Source organism: Falsiroseomonas selenitidurans, assembly GCF_012103215.1.
In the GTDB taxonomy this organism is placed as follows: Bacteria; Pseudomonadota; Alphaproteobacteria; order Acetobacterales; family Acetobacteraceae; genus Falsiroseomonas; species Falsiroseomonas selenitidurans.
Genome location: NZ_JAAVNE010000076.1, coordinates 1 through 16,259 on the forward strand (window position 1 = coordinate 1; position 16,259 = coordinate 16,259).

15 protein-coding genes are annotated in these 16,259 nt (G+C 70.6%); 10 read left to right on the plus strand and 5 right to left on the minus strand.

What is annotated here, in order from left to right:
* The 9 genes from HEQ75_RS25860 to HEQ75_RS25900 all read left to right on the plus strand — a co-directional run.
* On the plus strand, positions 1-1,027 hold a 1,027-nt coding region (locus HEQ75_RS25860; protein WP_456237399.1), incomplete at its 5' end, for a TSCPD domain-containing protein.
* 170 nt (positions 1,028-1,197) lie between these two features.
* Entirely contained in the window at positions 1,198-1,662 is a 465-nt protein-coding gene (locus HEQ75_RS25865) for a RidA family protein (RefSeq protein ID WP_168035016.1), read from the plus strand.
* Positions 1,663-1,701: 39 nt separating this feature from the next.
* Positions 1,702-2,853: a GNAT family N-acetyltransferase gene (locus HEQ75_RS25870; RefSeq protein ID WP_168035017.1), complete on the plus strand. Its 1,152-nt coding sequence runs from the start codon at positions 1,702-1,704 to the stop codon at positions 2,851-2,853.
* Between the two features lies 1 nt (position 2,854).
* Positions 2,855-3,733 (plus strand): DMT family transporter, encoded by an 879-nt coding sequence (locus tag HEQ75_RS25875; RefSeq protein WP_168035018.1) that lies wholly within the window; start codon positions 2,855-2,857, stop codon positions 3,731-3,733.
* Positions 3,734-3,742: 9 nt separating this feature from the next.
* Positions 3,743-5,800 carry a DNA/RNA helicase domain-containing protein gene (locus HEQ75_RS25880; RefSeq protein WP_168035019.1) on the plus strand — a complete coding sequence of 686 codons (2,058 nt, stop codon included), beginning with the start codon at positions 3,743-3,745 and terminating at the stop codon, positions 5,798-5,800.
* Between the two features lie 8 nt (positions 5,801-5,808).
* Positions 5,809-6,678, plus strand: coding sequence for an endonuclease/exonuclease/phosphatase family protein (locus HEQ75_RS25885; protein ID WP_168035020.1), 870 nt, complete (start codon positions 5,809-5,811; stop codon positions 6,676-6,678).
* Positions 6,679-6,706: 28 nt separating this feature from the next.
* Positions 6,707-7,924: an MFS transporter gene (locus tag HEQ75_RS25890; protein ID WP_168035021.1), complete on the plus strand. Its 1,218-nt coding sequence runs from the start codon at positions 6,707-6,709 to the stop codon at positions 7,922-7,924.
* A gap of 4 nt (positions 7,925-7,928) precedes the next feature.
* Positions 7,929-8,810, plus strand: coding sequence for a polyphosphate kinase 2 family protein (locus tag HEQ75_RS25895; protein ID WP_168035022.1), 882 nt, complete (start codon positions 7,929-7,931; stop codon positions 8,808-8,810).
* Positions 8,810-9,670: an alpha/beta hydrolase gene (locus HEQ75_RS25900; protein WP_168035023.1), complete on the plus strand. Its 861-nt coding sequence runs from the start codon at positions 8,810-8,812 to the stop codon at positions 9,668-9,670. Before HEQ75_RS25895 ends, HEQ75_RS25900 begins: the two co-directional genes overlap by 1 nt.
* A gap of 71 nt (positions 9,671-9,741) precedes the next feature.
* Here the strand turns inward: HEQ75_RS25900 and HEQ75_RS25905 are convergent, their stop codons facing one another.
* From HEQ75_RS25905 to HEQ75_RS25925, 5 genes are all read right to left on the minus strand, one after another.
* Positions 9,742-10,311 carry a hypothetical protein gene (locus tag HEQ75_RS25905; RefSeq protein WP_168035024.1) on the minus strand — a complete coding sequence of 190 codons (570 nt, stop codon included), beginning with the start codon at positions 10,309-10,311 and terminating at the stop codon, positions 9,742-9,744.
* 221 nt (positions 10,312-10,532) lie between these two features.
* A complete protein-coding gene (locus HEQ75_RS25910) occupies positions 10,533-10,874 on the minus strand; it encodes a carboxymuconolactone decarboxylase family protein (RefSeq protein WP_328734929.1) in 342 nt (113 codons plus the stop codon).
* A gap of 160 nt (positions 10,875-11,034) precedes the next feature.
* Positions 11,035-13,389 (minus strand): ATP-dependent Clp protease ATP-binding subunit ClpA, encoded by a 2,355-nt coding sequence (gene clpA, locus HEQ75_RS25915; RefSeq protein WP_168035026.1) that lies wholly within the window; start codon positions 13,387-13,389, stop codon positions 11,035-11,037.
* A gap of 261 nt (positions 13,390-13,650) precedes the next feature.
* Positions 13,651-14,010, minus strand: a complete 360-nt coding sequence (clpS, locus tag HEQ75_RS25920) for an ATP-dependent Clp protease adapter ClpS (RefSeq protein ID WP_168035027.1) — start codon at positions 14,008-14,010, stop codon at positions 13,651-13,653.
* Positions 14,011-14,350: 340 nt separating this feature from the next.
* Entirely contained in the window at positions 14,351-14,929 is a 579-nt protein-coding gene (locus HEQ75_RS25925; RefSeq protein WP_168035028.1) for a phasin family protein, read from the minus strand.
* A gap of 394 nt (positions 14,930-15,323) precedes the next feature.
* Between HEQ75_RS25925 and HEQ75_RS25930 the strand changes: the two genes are divergently transcribed.
* Positions 15,324-16,259 (plus strand): D-alanyl-D-alanine carboxypeptidase family protein (locus HEQ75_RS25930; RefSeq protein WP_235962136.1); only part of this gene is annotated, 936 nt, incomplete at its 3' end.

The following is a 16,259-nucleotide window of genomic DNA, read 5'->3' on the forward strand; positions in this document are numbered from 1 at the left end:
CGCGCTCGGCCTGCGCTACGCCAGCCCGGAAGCCCGCGCCGTGGGCGCCGCCATCGCCGCGCTGACCCGCGGCGCGGCGGAAGCCGAATCGGGCCGGCTGGCGGAAATCCTGGGCGCGAAGGAGCCGCTGGCGCTGTTCGCCCCCGCCCCGCCCGGCGCCACCGTGGTGCCCGGCCTGGCCGAAGCCGCCCGCGCCGCGCTGGATGCGGCGGCGGGCAGCCTCGGCCTGCGGCACCAGGCGCTGGTGGCGCTGGCCGCGCCGGATGCGGTGGAACAGCTTCTGGGGGCGGAGACCGGCGGCCTCGCCCCCGCCCCGGCCGCCACCCGCCTGGCGCTGGATTCCACCGGCTGGGTGACGGAGGTGCCGACCCGCGCGGCGCTGCGCGTCGGCCGGGCGGCGGCGGAGACGCTGCTGGCGCCGGTGGCCGATGCCGATTGGCGCGCCATGGCCCAGGCGCTGGCCGGCTTCCTGCATATCCCGCCGCCGATGCCGGTGGCGGAAGCCGCCCCGGCCCGCCCGGCACCCCCGCCTCCCCCCCGCGCGGCCACCCAGCCGGCGCGGCCCGGTGGTGCGGTGTGGCGCGTGGCGGTCGGCGGGCATCGCGTGGTGCTGCGCACGACGGAGGATGCGGAAGGCCGGCCGGTGGAGGTGACGGTCGCCCTCACCAAGGAATCGGCGGCCTATCGCAGCCTGATGGACGCCATGCTGCAGGCGGTCTCGATCGGGCTGGCGCAGGGCGTGGCGCTCGGCCAGTTCGTCGAGGCCTACGCCTATACCCGCTTCGGCCCGGCCGGGACGGTGGAGGGCGATCCCGCCATCCGCCGCGCCACCTCCGTGCTGGACTGGGCCTTCCGCCGGCTGGCGATGGAGTATCTCGGCCGGCGCGACCTGGCGGACCCGTCGGAGGCCGATTGCGCGCCGGATGCCACCGGCCATGCCGCGGAACAATTGCCGCTGCTGCCGATGGACCTGCCCTCCGCCCCGACGCCGCGCGCAAGGCGGCGGCAGTTGAAGCTGGTGGGGTAGGCGGCGCAGGCGAAGCCCCCGCCCGGCCTCCCCCGCAGGCGGGGGAGGAGAAGAACAGGCGCTTCCCTCCTCCGCTTGCGGTGGGTTGCGGCATTGCCGCAACGTCGCAGGCTGGTCAGGGTGGGGGCCATGGCCCGTGACCACCCGATCCCGTCAAAGGAACCCACTCCATGCCCGGCACCGTCGACGCCAACCTGGCCGCCCTCGGCATCACCCTGCCGCAGGCCCCCGCCCCGGTGGCGAACTACATCGGCTTCAACCTGGTGGGGAACCTGCTGGTGGTCTCCGGCCAGATCCCGCTGGTGGAGGGCAGGATCAGCACCACCGGCAAGCTTGGTGCCGGCGTCAGCATCGAGGAAGGCCAGGCGGCGGCGCGCACCTGCTTCATCAACCTGGTGGCGCAGGTGAAGGCCGCGGTGGGCGACCTGGACCGGGTGAAGCGCGTGGTGCGGCTCGGCGGCTTCATCGCCTGCGGCGCCGATTTCACCCAGCATGCGCTGGTGATGAATGGCGCCTCGGACCTCGCGGTGGCGGTATTCGGGGAGGCGGGGCGGCATGCGCGCAGCACCATCGGCGTGCCCTCCCTGCCCGGCGATGCCGCGGTGGAAGTGGAAGGCCTGTTCGAGATCGCCTGAGAGGTTGTGGCGGAACCGGCGCGCCCAATTTTGACCGGCATGCCCGAACTCAGCCTGTCCCTGCACCGCGCCATCGCGGACATTCCGCCCCTGGAGTGGGATGCCTGCGCCGGTGCCGGGAACCCCTTCGTCAGCCACGCCTTCCTCCTCGCCCTGGAGGAATCGGGCAGCACCGGCGGGCGCAGCGGCTGGCTGCCGCAGCATGTGGCGCTGCGCGACGCGGCCGGGCGGCTGCTGGCCTGCGCGCCCTGCCATGCCAAGGCGCATTCCCAGGGCGAATACGTCTTCGACCATGGCTGGGCCGATGCCTTCGAACGTGCCGGCGGCCGCTACTACCCGAAGCTGCAGGTCGCGGCGCCGTTCAGCCCCGTGCCCGGGCCGCGCCTGCTGGTGCGGCCGGATGCGGGCATCGGTGTCGAGGCGCTGGCGCAGGGCCTGGTGCAGGCCTGCCAGCAGCTGGACCTGTCCTCCGTCCACTGCACCTTCTGCACGGCCGCGGAGTGGGCGGCGCTGGGCGAGGCCGGCTGGCTGCAACGCCTCGGCACGCAATTCCACTGGACCAATGCCGGCTATGGCTGCTTCGAGGATTTCCTCGGCGCGCTGTCCAGCCGCAAGCGCAAGCAGATCCGGCGCGAAAGGCGCGACGCGGAGCAGTCCGGCTTCGTGCTGAAGACCCTGCGCGGGCATGAGATCACGCCGCGGCATTGGGAGGCGTTTCATCGCTTCTACCTCTCCACCACCGACAAGCGCTGGGGCCGCAGCGCCTATCTGAAGAAATCCTTCTGGCCGCTGCTGGGCGAAAGGCTGGGCGACAAGGTGGTGCTGATGGTGGCGGAACAGGAAGGGCAACCGGTGGCCGGCGCGCTGAACCTTCTGGGGGAGGAGGCGCTGTACGGCCGCAACTGGGGCTGCGTGGTGGACGCGCCGTTCCTGCATTTCGAGCTGTGCTACTACCGCGCCATCGACTTCGCCATCGAGCACAAGCTGCCCCGCGTGGAGGCCGGCGCCCAGGGCGAGCACAAGATCCAGCGCGGCTACCTGCCGGTGCCGACCTATTCCGCGCATTGGATCGCGCATCCGGGGCTGCGCCGCGCCGTGGCGGATTTCCTCGACCGCGAACGCCCGGCGATGCTGGCGGAGATGCAGGCGCTTTCCGAAATGTCGCCCTTCAAGCGCGAGGGCGAGGGGTAGCGTGCTGACGGCCTATGCGCAGCTTGCGTCCTCGATGGCGCTGGTCGGCGCCAATGTCGGCGTGGCCAAGCTGCTCGCGGCCTCCCTGCCCATTCCGATGATTGCCGGTCTGCGCTGCCTGTTGGCGGTAGCGGTGCTGTGGCCGCTGGCACGCGCCCGGGAAGGCGGCGTGCGGCCGGATGCGCGCAGCCTGTGGAACCTGGCCTGGCAGGCGGCCTTCGGCACGGTGATCTACAATGCCGGGCTGCTGGCCGGGCTGCGCCTGACAACGGCGCTGGAAGCCGGGCTGGTGCTGGCCACCCTGCCCGCGGTGGTCGCCATCGGCAGCGCATTGTGGCTGCGGGAAAGGCTGCCGCCACGGCAATGGGCGGCGGTGGCGCTGGCCGCCTTCGGCATGGCGGCGATCACGCTGGCCCGCACCGGGGCGGAGGGCGCCGGCAACCTGCTCGGCAATCTGCTGGTCTTCGGCGGGGTATGCGGGGAGGCGATGTATGTGCTGCTCGCCAAGCGCATTGCCGGAAGCGTGCCGGTGGTGACGGCCAGCCTGTGGATGCAGGGGTTTTCCGTGCTGTTCCTGCTGCCCTTCTGCCTGCCGGTTCTGGGCAGCGCGGCGGCGCTGGCGGACCCCGCCGTGGCCGGCCTGCTGGTGTTCCACAGCCTGACCACCAGCGTGCTGTGCCTGCTGCTGTGGTATGCCGGCATGAAGCGCGCGCCGGCCGGCATCGCCGGCATCTTCACCAGCTTCCTGCCGGCGACGGCCGCGATCGTGGCGGTGGGCTTCCTGGGCGAGACCTTCACCGGCACCCATGCGGCCGGATTCGTGCTGCTGATGGGCAGCCTGCTGCTGGCCACCTGGCCATCGCGGAGGCGGAACGGCTAGGCTGGGCGGATGCGCGCCTGGTTCGACTGCAGTGGTTCCGACCTGCTCGCCATGACGCCGGCGGCGGTGGCCAACGCGCTGGCCGCCAGCCAGATGTCCCGCCGCCTGTCCAGCGAACCGGCCCAGCTCCGCGCCTGGCAGGACCAGGTGCGGCTGCTGCAGGATTGCGTGCGGCGCTGCGATGGCCAGCACTGGACCATCGCGCTGGAATTCGACCTGATGCGGCTGGAAAAGCGCATCGACGCGGTGCTGCTGACCGGGTCGGCGATCCTGGTGCTGGAATTCAAGGTCGGCGCCCGGGCGATCGCCAATGCCGATCGCGCCCAGGTTGCCGACTACGCCGAGGACCTGCGGGACTTCCACGCCGGCAGCCGGCACCACCCGATCCAACCCATCCTGGTCGCGACCGAGGTTTCGGCGCCCGCCACCCCGCAGATCCCGCTGCCCATTCCCGGCGTGCTGCCAGTGGCGGAGGCCAATGCCGCCACCCTGCCCGGCCTCCTCACCACGCTGGACAACGCCCTGCGCGGGCCACGGCTCGATGGCTGCGCCTGGCTGGCCGCCCGCTACCAGCCGGTGCCCAGCATCATCGAGGCCGCGGCCACCCTGTTCGCCCGCAACAGCGTGGCGGAGATCGCCGCCGCCCGCGCCGACACCGTGAACCTGACCCGCACCACCGCCGCCATCGAGGCAGCGCTGGATGCGGCGGCGGCGGAGGGCGCGCGGGTGGTGGTGTTCGTCACCGGCATCCCCGGCGCCGGCAAGACGCTGTGCGGCCTGAACGTGGTGTTCGGCGACAGGCGGCTGGACGGCAGCGCCTTCCTCACCGGCAACAGCCCGCTGGTCGCCGTGCTGCGGGAGGCGCTAGCCTGCAACCGGGCCGGCATCGACCTGGCGCGCGGCCCGAGCGCAGACCCGGAACGCCGGCGCCTGGCGCCCCGGCTGCGCAAGGCGCGGCACGAATCGGAGGCGGCCTTGCAGAACGTGCATCGCTTCCTGGCCGACAATGCCGGCCGCGACGGCCCGCCGGCAGAACGCGTGATCGTCTTCGACGAGGCGCAACGCGCCTGGGACGCGGCGCAGGCGACACGCGACACCCAGCGCCGCGTCAGCACCCTGCGGATGAGCGAGCCCGCCCATGCGCTGGAGATCATGGGCCGCCATGCCGGCTTCGCCGCCATCGTCGCCCTGATCGGCAATGGGCAGGAGATCAACACCGGGGAGGCAGGCTTGCGCGAATGGGGCAGCGTGATCGCCGCCACCCCCGGCTGGCGTGCCGTCGCTGCCCGCCGGGTGCTGGACGCGGCGGAGCCGGCGCAGCGCCTGGCGGAGGGCCATCCCGCCTGGCTGCGCCTGGATGCGGCGCTCGACCTCACCGTCTCGCTCCGCAGCGTGCGCTCGGAAGCTGCCGCCGCCTGGGTGGATGCCGTGCTGCGCGGCGCGGTGGCGGAGGCGCGGGCGGCGGCGGATGCCGGGCCGGAGGGGCTGCCCTTCCTGCTGACCCGTTCGCTGGACGCGGCACGCCGCACGCTGCGGCAACTGACGCCGGGGCTGCGCCGGGCCGGCTTCGTGCGGTCCTCCGGCGCCCGTCGCCTGCGGGCGGAAGGCTTCGATGCGCAGCTTGTCGGCACGGAGGAGCCGGTGGCCTGGTTCCTCGAACGCTGGCCGGACATCCGCGCCTCCGACGCGCTGGAGGTCGCAGCCACCGAATATGCCTGCCAGGGGCTGGAGCTGGACACGGTGGGCCTGGCCTGGGGCGGCGATTTCCGGCGCCATGCCGGCCAATGGCAGGCCAGGCGCTTCGCCGGGGCCGGCTGGCAGGTGGTGCGCAATCCGGCGGAAGCCGAGTTCATCCGCAACACCTACCGCGTGCTGCTGACCCGCGCGCGCTACGAGACGGTGATCTGGGTGCCGCCCGGCAGCCCGCGCGACGACCCCTTCCATGACCCGACGCGCGACGCGGCGGAGATGGACGCCATCGCCAATTTCCTCGCTGCCTGCGGCGCCCGGCCGCTGCCGGAAGCCGCCCCGGCGCCGCGCGACACCGCCCCCGCCCTGCTGCTATAGCGCCCGCCATGCGCCGCATCCTGCTTGCCCTGCTGCTGCTCCTCGCCGTCCCCGCCGGGGCGCAGGAGATCAAGCTCGCCAGCTGGAACATCGCCTGGCTCACCCTGAAGCCCAACGGCCACCCGGAGCTGCCGCGCGGCGTGCCGGGCCGCCGGGACGAGGATTTCCGCCTGCTGCGCGGCTATGCGACGCGCCTGGCCGCGGATGTGGTGGCGTTGCAGGAGATCGACGGGGCGGAGGCCGCGGCCCGCATCTTCGACCCGGCGGAATGGACCATCCACCTGACGGATGAGCCGGACGTCCAGCGCCCCGGCTTCGCCATCCGCCGCCACCTGCGCGCCACGCCGCAGCCCGACCTGCGGGCGCTGGACCTGCACCCGCGCGCCCGCTTCAGCCTGCGCCGCGGCGCCGACATCCTGGTGGAGGGGCACTCCGGCGCGCGGCTGCGGCTGCTTTCCGTGCATCTCGATGCCGGCTGTCGCGAGGATGATTTCAGCCCCACGGCCTCACGCGATTGCCAACAGCTGGAACGCCAGGCGCGAATCCTGGCCGGATGGGCCCAGGCCCGGGCGCGGGAGGGGGTGGGCTTCGCCATCCTCGGCGACTTCAACCGCCGCATGACGCCGGACGACGATTTCGTCCGCATCCTGGCGGATGCCGCGCCGATGGACCGCGCGACGGAGGGCCTCTCCTCCCCCTGCTGGGCGGATGCGCGCGGCGGGCGGCCCTTCGTGGACCATGCCTTCCTGGGCGGGCCGGCGCGGCAATGGGCGGTGCCGCGCAGCTTCGCCGTGCTGGTCTATGCCGAGCGCGGCGGCCGCTGGCGGGACCGGCTTTCGGACCATTGCCCGATCAGCCTGCGCCTGCGTCTCCCCTGATCCGCGCCGACGTGCCAAGCTGGCTGCCATGCGCCTGTTCGCCCGGATCACGCTTCCCCTCGCCGGGCTGAATTTCGTCAACCAGGCGTCGCGCACCATGATCGCGACGCTGGGGCCGCTGCTGGCCCTGGAATTCGCGCTCTCGGCCAGCGAGCTCGGCCTGCTGGCGGCGATGTTCTTCGCCGCCTATGCGGCGGCGCAGCTGCCCGTGGGCCTGGCCATCGACCTGTGGGGCGCGCGGCGGGTGCAGACGGTCCTCGCGCTGGTCTCCGGCCTCGGCTTCCTGCTCTGCGGCCTAGCGGCCGGGCCGTTCTGGCTGGCCTTCGGGCGGGTGGTGACGGGCATCGGCATCTCCGCCGGGCTGATCGCCATGCTGAAGGTGAACACGCAATGGTATCCGCGCGACCGGGTGGCGGGGATGACCGGGCTCGGCGTGCTGTTCGGCTCGCTGGGCAGTATCGCGGCGACGCTGCCGGTGGCCTGGCTGGTGCCGGTGATCGGCTGGCGCGGCATTTTCGGCGTGCTGGCGGGGCTGTCCTGCCTGGTCAGCCTGTGGATCTGGGTCTCGGTGCCGGAACGTGGCCCGGGCGCGCCGCCACCGCCGCGCCGCGCCTTCGGGGCAGAGGTGGCGGAGTTCGGCCGCATCTTCCGCCATCCCACCTTCCTGCGCTTCGCCCCCTCCGTCGCGCTGCTTTCGGCGATGAACTTCACCTATCAGGGCCTCTGGGCCGGGCCATGGCTGCGCGATGTGGGCGGGCAGGACCAGGCGGCGCGGGCGGCGCTGCTGTTCTGCTACGCGGCCGGGCTGATGCTGGGCAGCGTCGGCACCGGCCAGGCCGCCAGCCTGCTGCAACGCCGCGGTGCCCACCCCATGCTGGTGCCCTGGCTGGCCATGGCCGGCATCATCGCCGTGCAATTGCTGCTGATCGCCCACCCCTGGGGCAACCCGGCGGCACTCGGTGCGATCTGGTTCCTGTTCGCGCTGTTCGGCGCGGCCGGGCCGGCCGGCTATGCGGCGATCGGCCAGCGCTTCGCGCCGGAGCTGACCGGGCGGGTCGCAACCGCCATCAACGTCGCCATGTTGGGGCTGGTCTTCCTGCTGCAGAACGCCATCGGCTGGATCCTGGACCTCTGGCCCCGGCTGGCGGATGGCGGCTGGGACCCGGCCGGCTATGGCTGGGCGCTGGCGATGACGGTGGCCCTGCAGAGCCTGGCGGCGGGCTGGATGATCCGGGGACGGGGATAGCGGCATGGAAAAGCGGATCGAATCGGTGCTTTCCCGCTTCCGGGTGGAAGATGGCGGCGCCTTCCACCTGAAGGACCACGACCCGGCCGACCTGGCCGGGCTCGACCTGAAGAAGTCCGAGGCGCCGGACCTGCTGGCCCGCGGCGTGGAGATCCTCGCCACCCAGCAGGACATGCTCTACGCGCAGGACCGCTGGGGGGTGCTGTGCCTGTTCCAGGCGATGGACGCGGCCGGGAAGGACGGCGCCATCAAGCATGTCTTCTCCGGCGTGAACCCGCAGGGCTGCCACGTGGTGTCCTTCAAGGCGCCCAGCGCGACGGAGCTGGACCATGATTTCCTCTGGCGCCACGCCACCGCCCTGCCGCCCCGCGGCACCATCGGCATCCACAACCGCTCCTGGTACGAGGAGGTGCTGGTGGCCCGCGTCCACCCCAAGGTGCTGGAATCGCAGAAGCTGCCGCCGCGGCTGATGACGGGGCGGATCTGGGAGGAGCGGCTGGAGGATATCGCCGCCTTCGAGCGCTATCTCGGCCGGCAGGGCATTGTCGTGCTGAAGTTCTTCCTGCATGTCAGCCAGGCGGAACAGCGCGCCCGCTTCCTGAAGCGGATCGAGGAGCCGGAGAAGCACTGGAAGTTCAGCGCCACGGATGTCGCGGAACGGCGGCACTGGGAGGATTACCAGGCCGCCTACGAGGCGGCGATCCGTGCCACCGCGACGCCGCAGGCGCCCTGGTACGTGGTGCCGGCGGACCGCAAATGGTTCACCCGCCTGGTGGTGGCCGCCGCCATCGCCCGCACCCTGGAAGCGCTCGACCTGCACTACCCGGTGGTGACGGAGCCGCAGAAGCGCGCCCTGATGCAGGCGCGGGAAGAGCTGGGCGACTGATGCGCCGGCGCGCGCTGCTCGGCGCCGCGCTGCTGGCCGGCGGCTGCTCCCCCACCGATATCGCCAACCTGGCCACGCCACGGCGCGGCACCATGCGGGTGGAGGGGCTGCGCTACGGCCCCCTGCCGCGGCACCGGCTGGATCTGGTGCTGCCGCCCATGCCGGTGCCGGCCACGCCGCTGCTGGTCTTCATCCATGGCGGGGGATGGGAAACGGGGGGCCGCGGGCAATACGCCTTCCTGGCGCGACGCCTGGCCTCGCTGGGCTTCGCCGTGGCGGTGCCCGACTACCGGCTGTGGCCGGAAGCGCGCTGGCCCGACTTCATCGAGGATGCGGCCCGCGCCGTGGCCTGGCTGCGCGCCGCCGGCGGCGTCGTGCCTGGCGGCCCGCTTTTCGTCATGGGCCATTCCGCCGGCGGCTTCATCGCCGCGGCGCTGGCGCTGGACCCGCGCTGGCTGGCTTCGGCCGGTCTGCCGGGCGGGCGCGGGGCGCTGGCGGGCGCGGTGCTGATCTCCGCGCCCATCTCCTGGCAGCCGACCGACGAGCCGGTGGTGAGCATTTTTGCGGGCGCGCCCGGCGGGCGAATCGAGGCGGCACCGGACGCGGCCATGCTGGCGGCCGCGCCGCCCACGCTGCTGCTGCATGGCACGGCGGATACGGTGGTGGGGCCGGTGCATGCGGTGGAACTTGCCGCGGCGCTGGAATCGGCCGGCCGGCCCGTGCGGCTGCGCCTGTATGAGGGCGTCGGCCATATCGGCATCATGAGCGACTTCGTCCCCGGCGCCCGGCTGCTGGGACTCAGCACCGCGCCGGTGGTGGCGGAGGTGCGAGATTTCGTGAAGGGGTCAAGCAGCGCATAGGACGGGACGGGCCGCTTTCGAAGCGGCCTCTCTGTCGCGGCCTCCACTGGCAGGGCGGGTCCAACCTGCGGTCAGCGCCATCGATCATCGTCCGCCGCCTCAAGGACATCGCCGCTGATCACCGGCTTCCATGCCACGGCGAGAACCGCAGAAAAATGTTCAAGATCGCCGGCATCAGCCTGCTGCGCATGGCCGTCAATAAAGCTGAAGGCTTGGAAATAATCCGGCTCATTGTAATCCAGCCGCACATTGGTTCGAAAGAAACGGCCAAATCGCTCCCGGAGAAGGCGTTCGCAGGTCGGATTGCTGGCCGTCAGCTCGGTGTAGGGTTCGCCATCGTCGGTAACATACGCCGCTGAAAGGCGAATACCACGAAGCCTCAGGGACCGATGGAGCCGGTCCAGTGCCATCGCCTCCTTTGGATCCAGATCATGGGAATAGCGGCTTGCGCTTGCGCAATAGATCACGGCGTGCTGCGTGCTGCGGTTCACGAACGCATTGCGGCAGTGATTGCGGCATAGTTCGAGTACAATTTCGGCAACCTGCGCATTCACACGCTGGATTCGCCGATAGGCTTCTGTCCGCCGCCTGAGGCTCGCGAACAGCCTTTCCTGTTCATCCCTGTTATCGACGATTTCCACGGCAGATTGCCACTTTCCGAAGCCGAACGCGGAATGCGCCGGGCGCCGCGTACAGGGTGGACACAAAATATTCGGACCACAAGCGGACCAAATTGGAGCCTGCGCCCCTGTGCTGGCGCAGACGTGCCGTCACGCTGCCGCCTCGCCAGCGGAACCATGCCTCCGCCGGACGTGGCACCAAGTCGCTCGTGCCCGCCCCAAAAGCGCGCTCGACGAAGTGGCTACCCCTGCCCCGTCCCGTCCATCGCATCCAGCACGTGCAGCGAATAGGTCAGGGCGGCGCCGGCGTTGAGCGCAATGGCGACGCCGAGCGCCTCGGCGATCTCCTCCTTGGTCGCACCCGCGGCCTTGGCCTTGCGGGCATGGGCGTCGATGCAGCCCTCGCAGCGGGTGGTGACGGCTACCGCCAGGGCGATCATCTCCCGCGTCTTGGCGTCCAGGTGCTGCGTGGTGGCGGCACCGCGGCTGAGCGCGCCGAAGCCCTTCATCAACTCCGGGTGCAGCGCCGTGAGCTCCCTGCCGCGGGCGCGCAGCCCGGCGCTGTAGCTGTCCCAATCCTCGATGCGCGTGTCGGTCGTCATCCTGCCCCCTGCGGCCAGCCCTCGCCGCCATCCTACAACCCCGCCCACCCGCGGGCAGGCCCCTTGGCACGCCGCCAAAAAGAAAGGTGCCTCCCCAACGGGAGGCACCCTTCCATGGGGACCGCGGCGGCGCCCCGGACAATCACTCGGCGGTTTCGGGTTCCTTCTCGGCCTCGCCGTCGCCGCTATCCTCGGGCTTGGGCAGGGCCGGGGGCGCGGCCTCGAAGAATTCGAAGGCCAGCGCGCCGTCCTTGAGGCCGACCTTCACGGAGCCGCCCTTCACCAGCTTGCCGAACAGAAGTTCCTCGGCCAGCGGCTTCTTCACCACCTCCTGGATCACGCGGCCCAGCGGGCGCGCGCCATAGAGCGGGTCGTAGCCACGTTCGGAAAGCCATTCGCGCGCGGCGGAGGACAGTTCGATGGTCACGTTGCGGTCGGCCAGCTGGGCCTCCAGCTGCATGACGAACTTGTCCACGACGCGGGCGACGATTTCCGGCGAGAGGCCGGCGAAGGCGATGACGGCGTCCAGCCGGTTGCGGAATTCCGGCGTGAACAGGCGCTTGATGGCGTCCTCATCCTCGCCGGTCCGGCTGTCGCGGCCGAAGCCGATGGCGTTCTTCGCCATGTCGGAGGCGCCGGCATTGGTCGTCATGATCAGGATGACGTTGCGGAAATCGACCGTCTTGCCGTTGTGGTCGGTCAGCTTCCCGTGGTCCATCACCTGCAGCAGGATGTTGTAGAGGTCCTGGTGCGCCTTCTCGATCTCATCGAGCAGCAGCACGCAATGCGGGTGCTGGTCGATGCCATCGGTCAGCAGGCCGCCCTGGTCGAAGCCGACATAGCCCGGCGGCGCGCCGATGAGGCGGGAGACGCTGTGGCGCTCCATGTATTCGGACATGTCGAAGCGGATCAGCTCGATGCCGAGCGTCTTGGCCAGCTGCTTCGCCACCTCGGTCTTGCCGACGCCGGTCGGGCCGCTGAACAGGTAGTTGCCGATCGGCTTCTCCGCATCGCGCAGCCCGGCGCGGGACAGCTTGATGGCCGCCGAGAGGGCATCGATCGCCTTGTCCTGGCCGAAGACCATCGCCTTCAGGTCACGGTCCAGGTTGCGCAGCGTCTCCTTGTCGTCGGAGCTGACGGATTTCGGGGGAATGCGGGCGATCTTCGCCACGATCTCCTCGACATCCTTCAGCGTCACCGTCTTCCGGCGCTTGTGTTCCGGCAGCAGCATGCGGCTTGCCCCGACCTCGTCGATCACGTCGATCGCCTTGTCCGGCAGCTTGCGGTCATGGATGTACTTGGCCGAGAGCTCCACCGCGGCGCGGATGGCTTCCGGCGTGTAGCGCACCTTGTGGTGCTTCTCGTAGTTGGTCTTGAGACCCTGGAGGATCTTCACCGCGTCTTCCAGGTTCGGCTCGTTCACGTCGATCTTCTGGAAGCGCCGGACCAACGCCCGGTCCTTCTCGAAATGCTGGCGGTATTCCTTGTAGGTGGTGCTGCCGATGCAGCGCAGCGTGCCCTGGGCGAGCGCCGGCTTCAGCAGGTTGGAGGCATCCATGGCGCCGCCGGAGGTGGCGCCGGCGCCGATCACGGTGTGGATCTCGTCGATGAACAGGATGGAGCCGGGCTGCTGCTCCAGCTCGTTCACCACCGCCTTCAGCCGTTCCTCGAAATCGCCGCGATAGCGCGTGCCGGCGAGCAGGCTGCCCATGTCCAGCGCGAAGATGGTGGATTTGGCCAGCACCTCGGGCACGTCGCCCTCGATGATCCGCTTGGCCAGGCCCTCCGCGATCGCGGTCTTGCCGACGCCCGGGTCACCCACATAGAGCGGGTTGTTCTTGGTGCGGCGGCAGAGGATCTGGATGGTGCGCTCGATTTCCGAATCGCGGCCGATCAGCGGGTCGATCTTCCCGGCCTGGGCCTTCTTGTTCAGGTTCACGCAGTAGTTGGTCAGCGCGTCCTGGCCGCGGTTGGCACCGCCGCGGGCGGGTTTTTCTTCCTTTTCCGTGGGTTCCTCCGGCGTCTGGGCACTGCCCTGCACGGGCCGGGTCTGGCTGCGCCCGGGGGCCTTGGCGATGCCGTGGCTGATGAAGTTCACCGCGTCCAGCCGCGTCATGTCCTGCAGCTGCAGGAAGTAGACGGCATGGCTCTCGCGTTCCGAGAACAGCGCCACCAGCACATTGGCGCCGGAGACCTCGTCGCGGCCGGAGGACTGCACATGGATGGCGGCGCGCTGCACCACCCGCTGGAAGCCGGCGGTGGGCTTGGCGTCGCCGGCGCGGTCGGACACCAGGCCGGCCAGGTCCTTGTCGAGGAATTCGGAAAGGTCGCGCTTCAGCTTGTCGCTGTCGACGCCGCAGGCGCGCAGCACGGTGGCGGCGTCCACATCGTCGGCGAGGGCAAGCAGCAGGTGTTCGAGAGTCGCGTATTCATGCCGACGGTCATTGGCGAGGCCGAGGGCGCGGTGGAGCGTCTGCTCGAGGTTGCGGGACAGCATGGTCTGACGCTCCCTAACGGGTGGCCGAAATGCGCATCACCGCATCTCGACTCGGGTTGCCCTCAATGTGGTCGTTCTCCCCTGCCGGTGACAGGTCCCCCGAAGATGTGCCCGGGAGATGAACGGTACGGGTTCCTGCCGGCCGCTGGTGACGGTGCATCCAAGTCGGTGCATCATTGGCAAGGGCACCGGTGCGTCGCTGATCTTGCACCGGTATCGTTGCATCGGTCGCGGTCACGCGCCCAGCTTTCTTTTCGGGCGTCACTCTTTTTCGATGGTGCATTGCAGCGGGTGCTGGTTCTGGCGGGCCAGATCCATCACCTGGGTGACCTTGGTCTCGGCCACCTCATAGGTATAGACGCCGCACACGCCCACGCCACGCCGGTGGACATGCAGCATGATGCGGGTGGCTTCTTCCCGGTTCTTCTGGAAGAACCGTTCCAGCACATGAACGACGAACTCCATCGGCGTGTAGTCGTCGTTCAGCATCAGCACCTTGTACATGGCGGGCTTGCGCGTGCGCGGGCGTGCCTTGACCACCACGCCGGTGGCCGGGCCGTCCCCGCCGTTGCCGCCCTGCCCCGGAGTGTCCTGACCGGGGCGCTTGTCGCTGTCGCTCATGCCTGCCTTGGTTGCTGATCCGGGATCCGAGCCACCCGGCATCCGATGGGGTAGGATATCGGAGCGCGGGGGCGCACGGGAAGGGCCAGTCGCATCCGCCCGTGCACTTCACCGGATTTGGGTTACCACGAGGCCAACGGCCAGGGGGAATACGTGAATTTCCCGAAGGGACCGGCGCCCGCCTGGCCGGGCCGGAAGCCCGGACGCCGAAAAGCCCGCCCGGCCATGGCGCCCGCCGCCGGTGGAACCAGCAGGCGCGCCATGGCCGGGGCGGGCCCCGGGGTCGCGACCACCCCGCGCGGGGTGGGGCAGTTCGGCGCGGCGGACCGCGCCGGCGGGATCAGGCCGCGAGCGGCTTGCCGAACTTCTCCGCCGCCAGCGACATGCGCGCGGCGATCGGGGCGCCGGCCTGCTCGGCCAGGCGGAAGGCGGCTTCCTGCAGCTTCGCCGTCTCGGTCATCGTCCGCTCCAGCGACGCCTTGGCGAAGGCGGTCTGGATGTCGGCGGCTTCCTTCAGGCTCTTCACCGCGGCCAGCGCCTTGGCGCTTTCCATGGCGTGGTCGGTCATGGACTGGGACATGGCGAAATACTGCTTGCCCAGATCCTGCATCCCGCTGGTCAGCATCTGGGTCGCCTTGGTCAGCGCCTCGATGTTGCCGCGGCCGAACTCCGCGGCCTCCTCGGCCGCCTTGTAGAAGCCCTCGGCCGTCTTCGTCGCCTGCTGCATGCCCTGCTCCATCGTCGCTCGCGCCTTGGCGGCGCCCTCCTCCATCGTCTTCTTCACACCCGCCGCGCCCGTCGCCGCCGCCGGGGCGGGCTTGGTCGCTGCGGTCTCAACCAGCGCGATCGCGCGCTTGGCCTCGGTCTTCGCTTCGGTCTTCGCTTCGGTCTTCGCTTCGGTCTTGGCTTCAGCCGCCATGTGTCCAGCTCCTTACAGATTGCTCGCCGGCGCAGGCGCCAGGGCGGGAGCCGTCTGCCTGGCTCCAAGGCTTTTGCTGCGGTGCAGCACGACGCTTCTCTACCGTCGGCACTGCCTCGGATGCAAGCACTTTTTTGCAGTGCAGCATAACGTGCTGGCAACCCGATGGCGCCAGCGCGACGGCCATCCCGGGGTGGCGCGACCGGTGGGGTTCCGGCGCGCTGTAAAGCAATCGTTCAAGCCCTTGGCTTAGAACGGTGTTCCGCAAATGGTCCCGTGGACACGCCCCTGTCGGACTCCGTAGCTTGGCTGCGATGGGGCGGCTCACGGGGGGTGGGGCGCCTTGGGGGGCAGTGGCATGTTGAACCGGCTCATCTTGAACCGGCTGGGGACCATGGCAGGACTGGCCGCCCTGGCACTCGGCCTGTGCGGCCTGGCACCGGCGCGCGCGCAGATCGGCAGCGAACGCTACGCGGCCATTGTGCTGGACCACCGGACGGGGGGGATCCTGGTCTCCGCCAATCCGGACGAGACACGGCACCCCGCCTCGCTCACCAAGATGATGACCCTCTATATGGTCTTCGAGGCGCTGCGGGAGAATCGCCTGTCGCTCGCCTCGCCGGTCACCATGTCGGCGGAAGCGGCCTCCCGCCCGCCGTCGAAGCTGGGGTTGCCGCCGGGCGCCACGCTGACCGTGGAACAGGCCATCCTCTCCCTCGTCACCAAATCCGCCAATGATGTCGCCACCGCGCTGGGCGAAACCCTGGGCGGGGACGAGGCCCGGTTCGCGCAGATGATGACGCAGCGCGCCCGCGGCCTGGGCATGACCCGCACCACCTTCCGCAACGCCTCCGGCCTGCCGGACTGGGACCAGGTGACCACGGCGCGGGACATGGCGACGCTGGGCCGACGCCTGCTGCTCGATTTCCCGGACCGCTACCACTATTTCGGCCGCACGGAAGCCGCCTTCCGCGGCCTGCGGCTGCGCAACCACAACCGCATGCTGACCAGCTATGAGGGCGTGGACGGCATCAAGACCGGCTACATCCGCGCCAGCGGCTTCAACATCGTCACCAGCGCCAACCGCGACGGCCACCGCATCGTCGGCGCCGTCTTCGGCGGCAGTTCCTGGGTGGAGCGCGACCAGCACATGACGGCGCTGCTGGACCAGTCCTTCGCGCGGCTGGGCGTGGCGCCGCGGGTGGAGGTGGCGCAACCCGCCGCCCCGCTGGTGCTGCGCCAGGCGCAGGCGGCCACCGCCCGCAACGCGCGCGCCGCCGTGCGCACGCCGCCGCGCAGCCAGGTGCGACAGGTGTCGCGCACGCCGGCG

Excerpts from the sequence above, each read along its gene's own strand:
- HEQ75_RS25925 (WP_168035028.1), bottom strand. The coding sequence starts at position 14,929 with ATGGCGGCTGAAGCCAAGACCGAAGCGAAGACCGAAGCGAAGACCGAA.
- clpS (WP_168035027.1), bottom strand. The coding sequence starts at position 14,010 with ATGAGCGACAGCGACAAGCGCCCCGGTCAGGACACTCCGGGGCAGGGC.
- HEQ75_RS25870 (WP_168035017.1), top strand. The coding sequence starts at position 1,702 with ATGCCCGAACTCAGCCTGTCCCTGCACCGCGCCATCGCGGACATTCCG.
- HEQ75_RS25900 (WP_168035023.1), top strand. The coding sequence starts at position 8,810 with ATGCGCCGGCGCGCGCTGCTCGGCGCCGCGCTGCTGGCCGGCGGCTGC.
- HEQ75_RS25890 (WP_168035021.1), top strand. The coding sequence starts at position 6,707 with ATGCGCCTGTTCGCCCGGATCACGCTTCCCCTCGCCGGGCTGAATTTC.
- HEQ75_RS25885 (WP_168035020.1), top strand. The coding sequence starts at position 5,809 with ATGCGCCGCATCCTGCTTGCCCTGCTGCTGCTCCTCGCCGTCCCCGCC.
- HEQ75_RS25895 (WP_168035022.1), top strand. The coding sequence starts at position 7,929 with ATGGAAAAGCGGATCGAATCGGTGCTTTCCCGCTTCCGGGTGGAAGAT.
- HEQ75_RS25880 (WP_168035019.1), top strand. The coding sequence starts at position 3,743 with ATGCGCGCCTGGTTCGACTGCAGTGGTTCCGACCTGCTCGCCATGACG.
- clpA (WP_168035026.1), bottom strand. The coding sequence starts at position 13,389 with ATGCTGTCCCGCAACCTCGAGCAGACGCTCCACCGCGCCCTCGGCCTC.
- HEQ75_RS25865 (WP_168035016.1), top strand. The coding sequence starts at position 1,198 with ATGCCCGGCACCGTCGACGCCAACCTGGCCGCCCTCGGCATCACCCTG.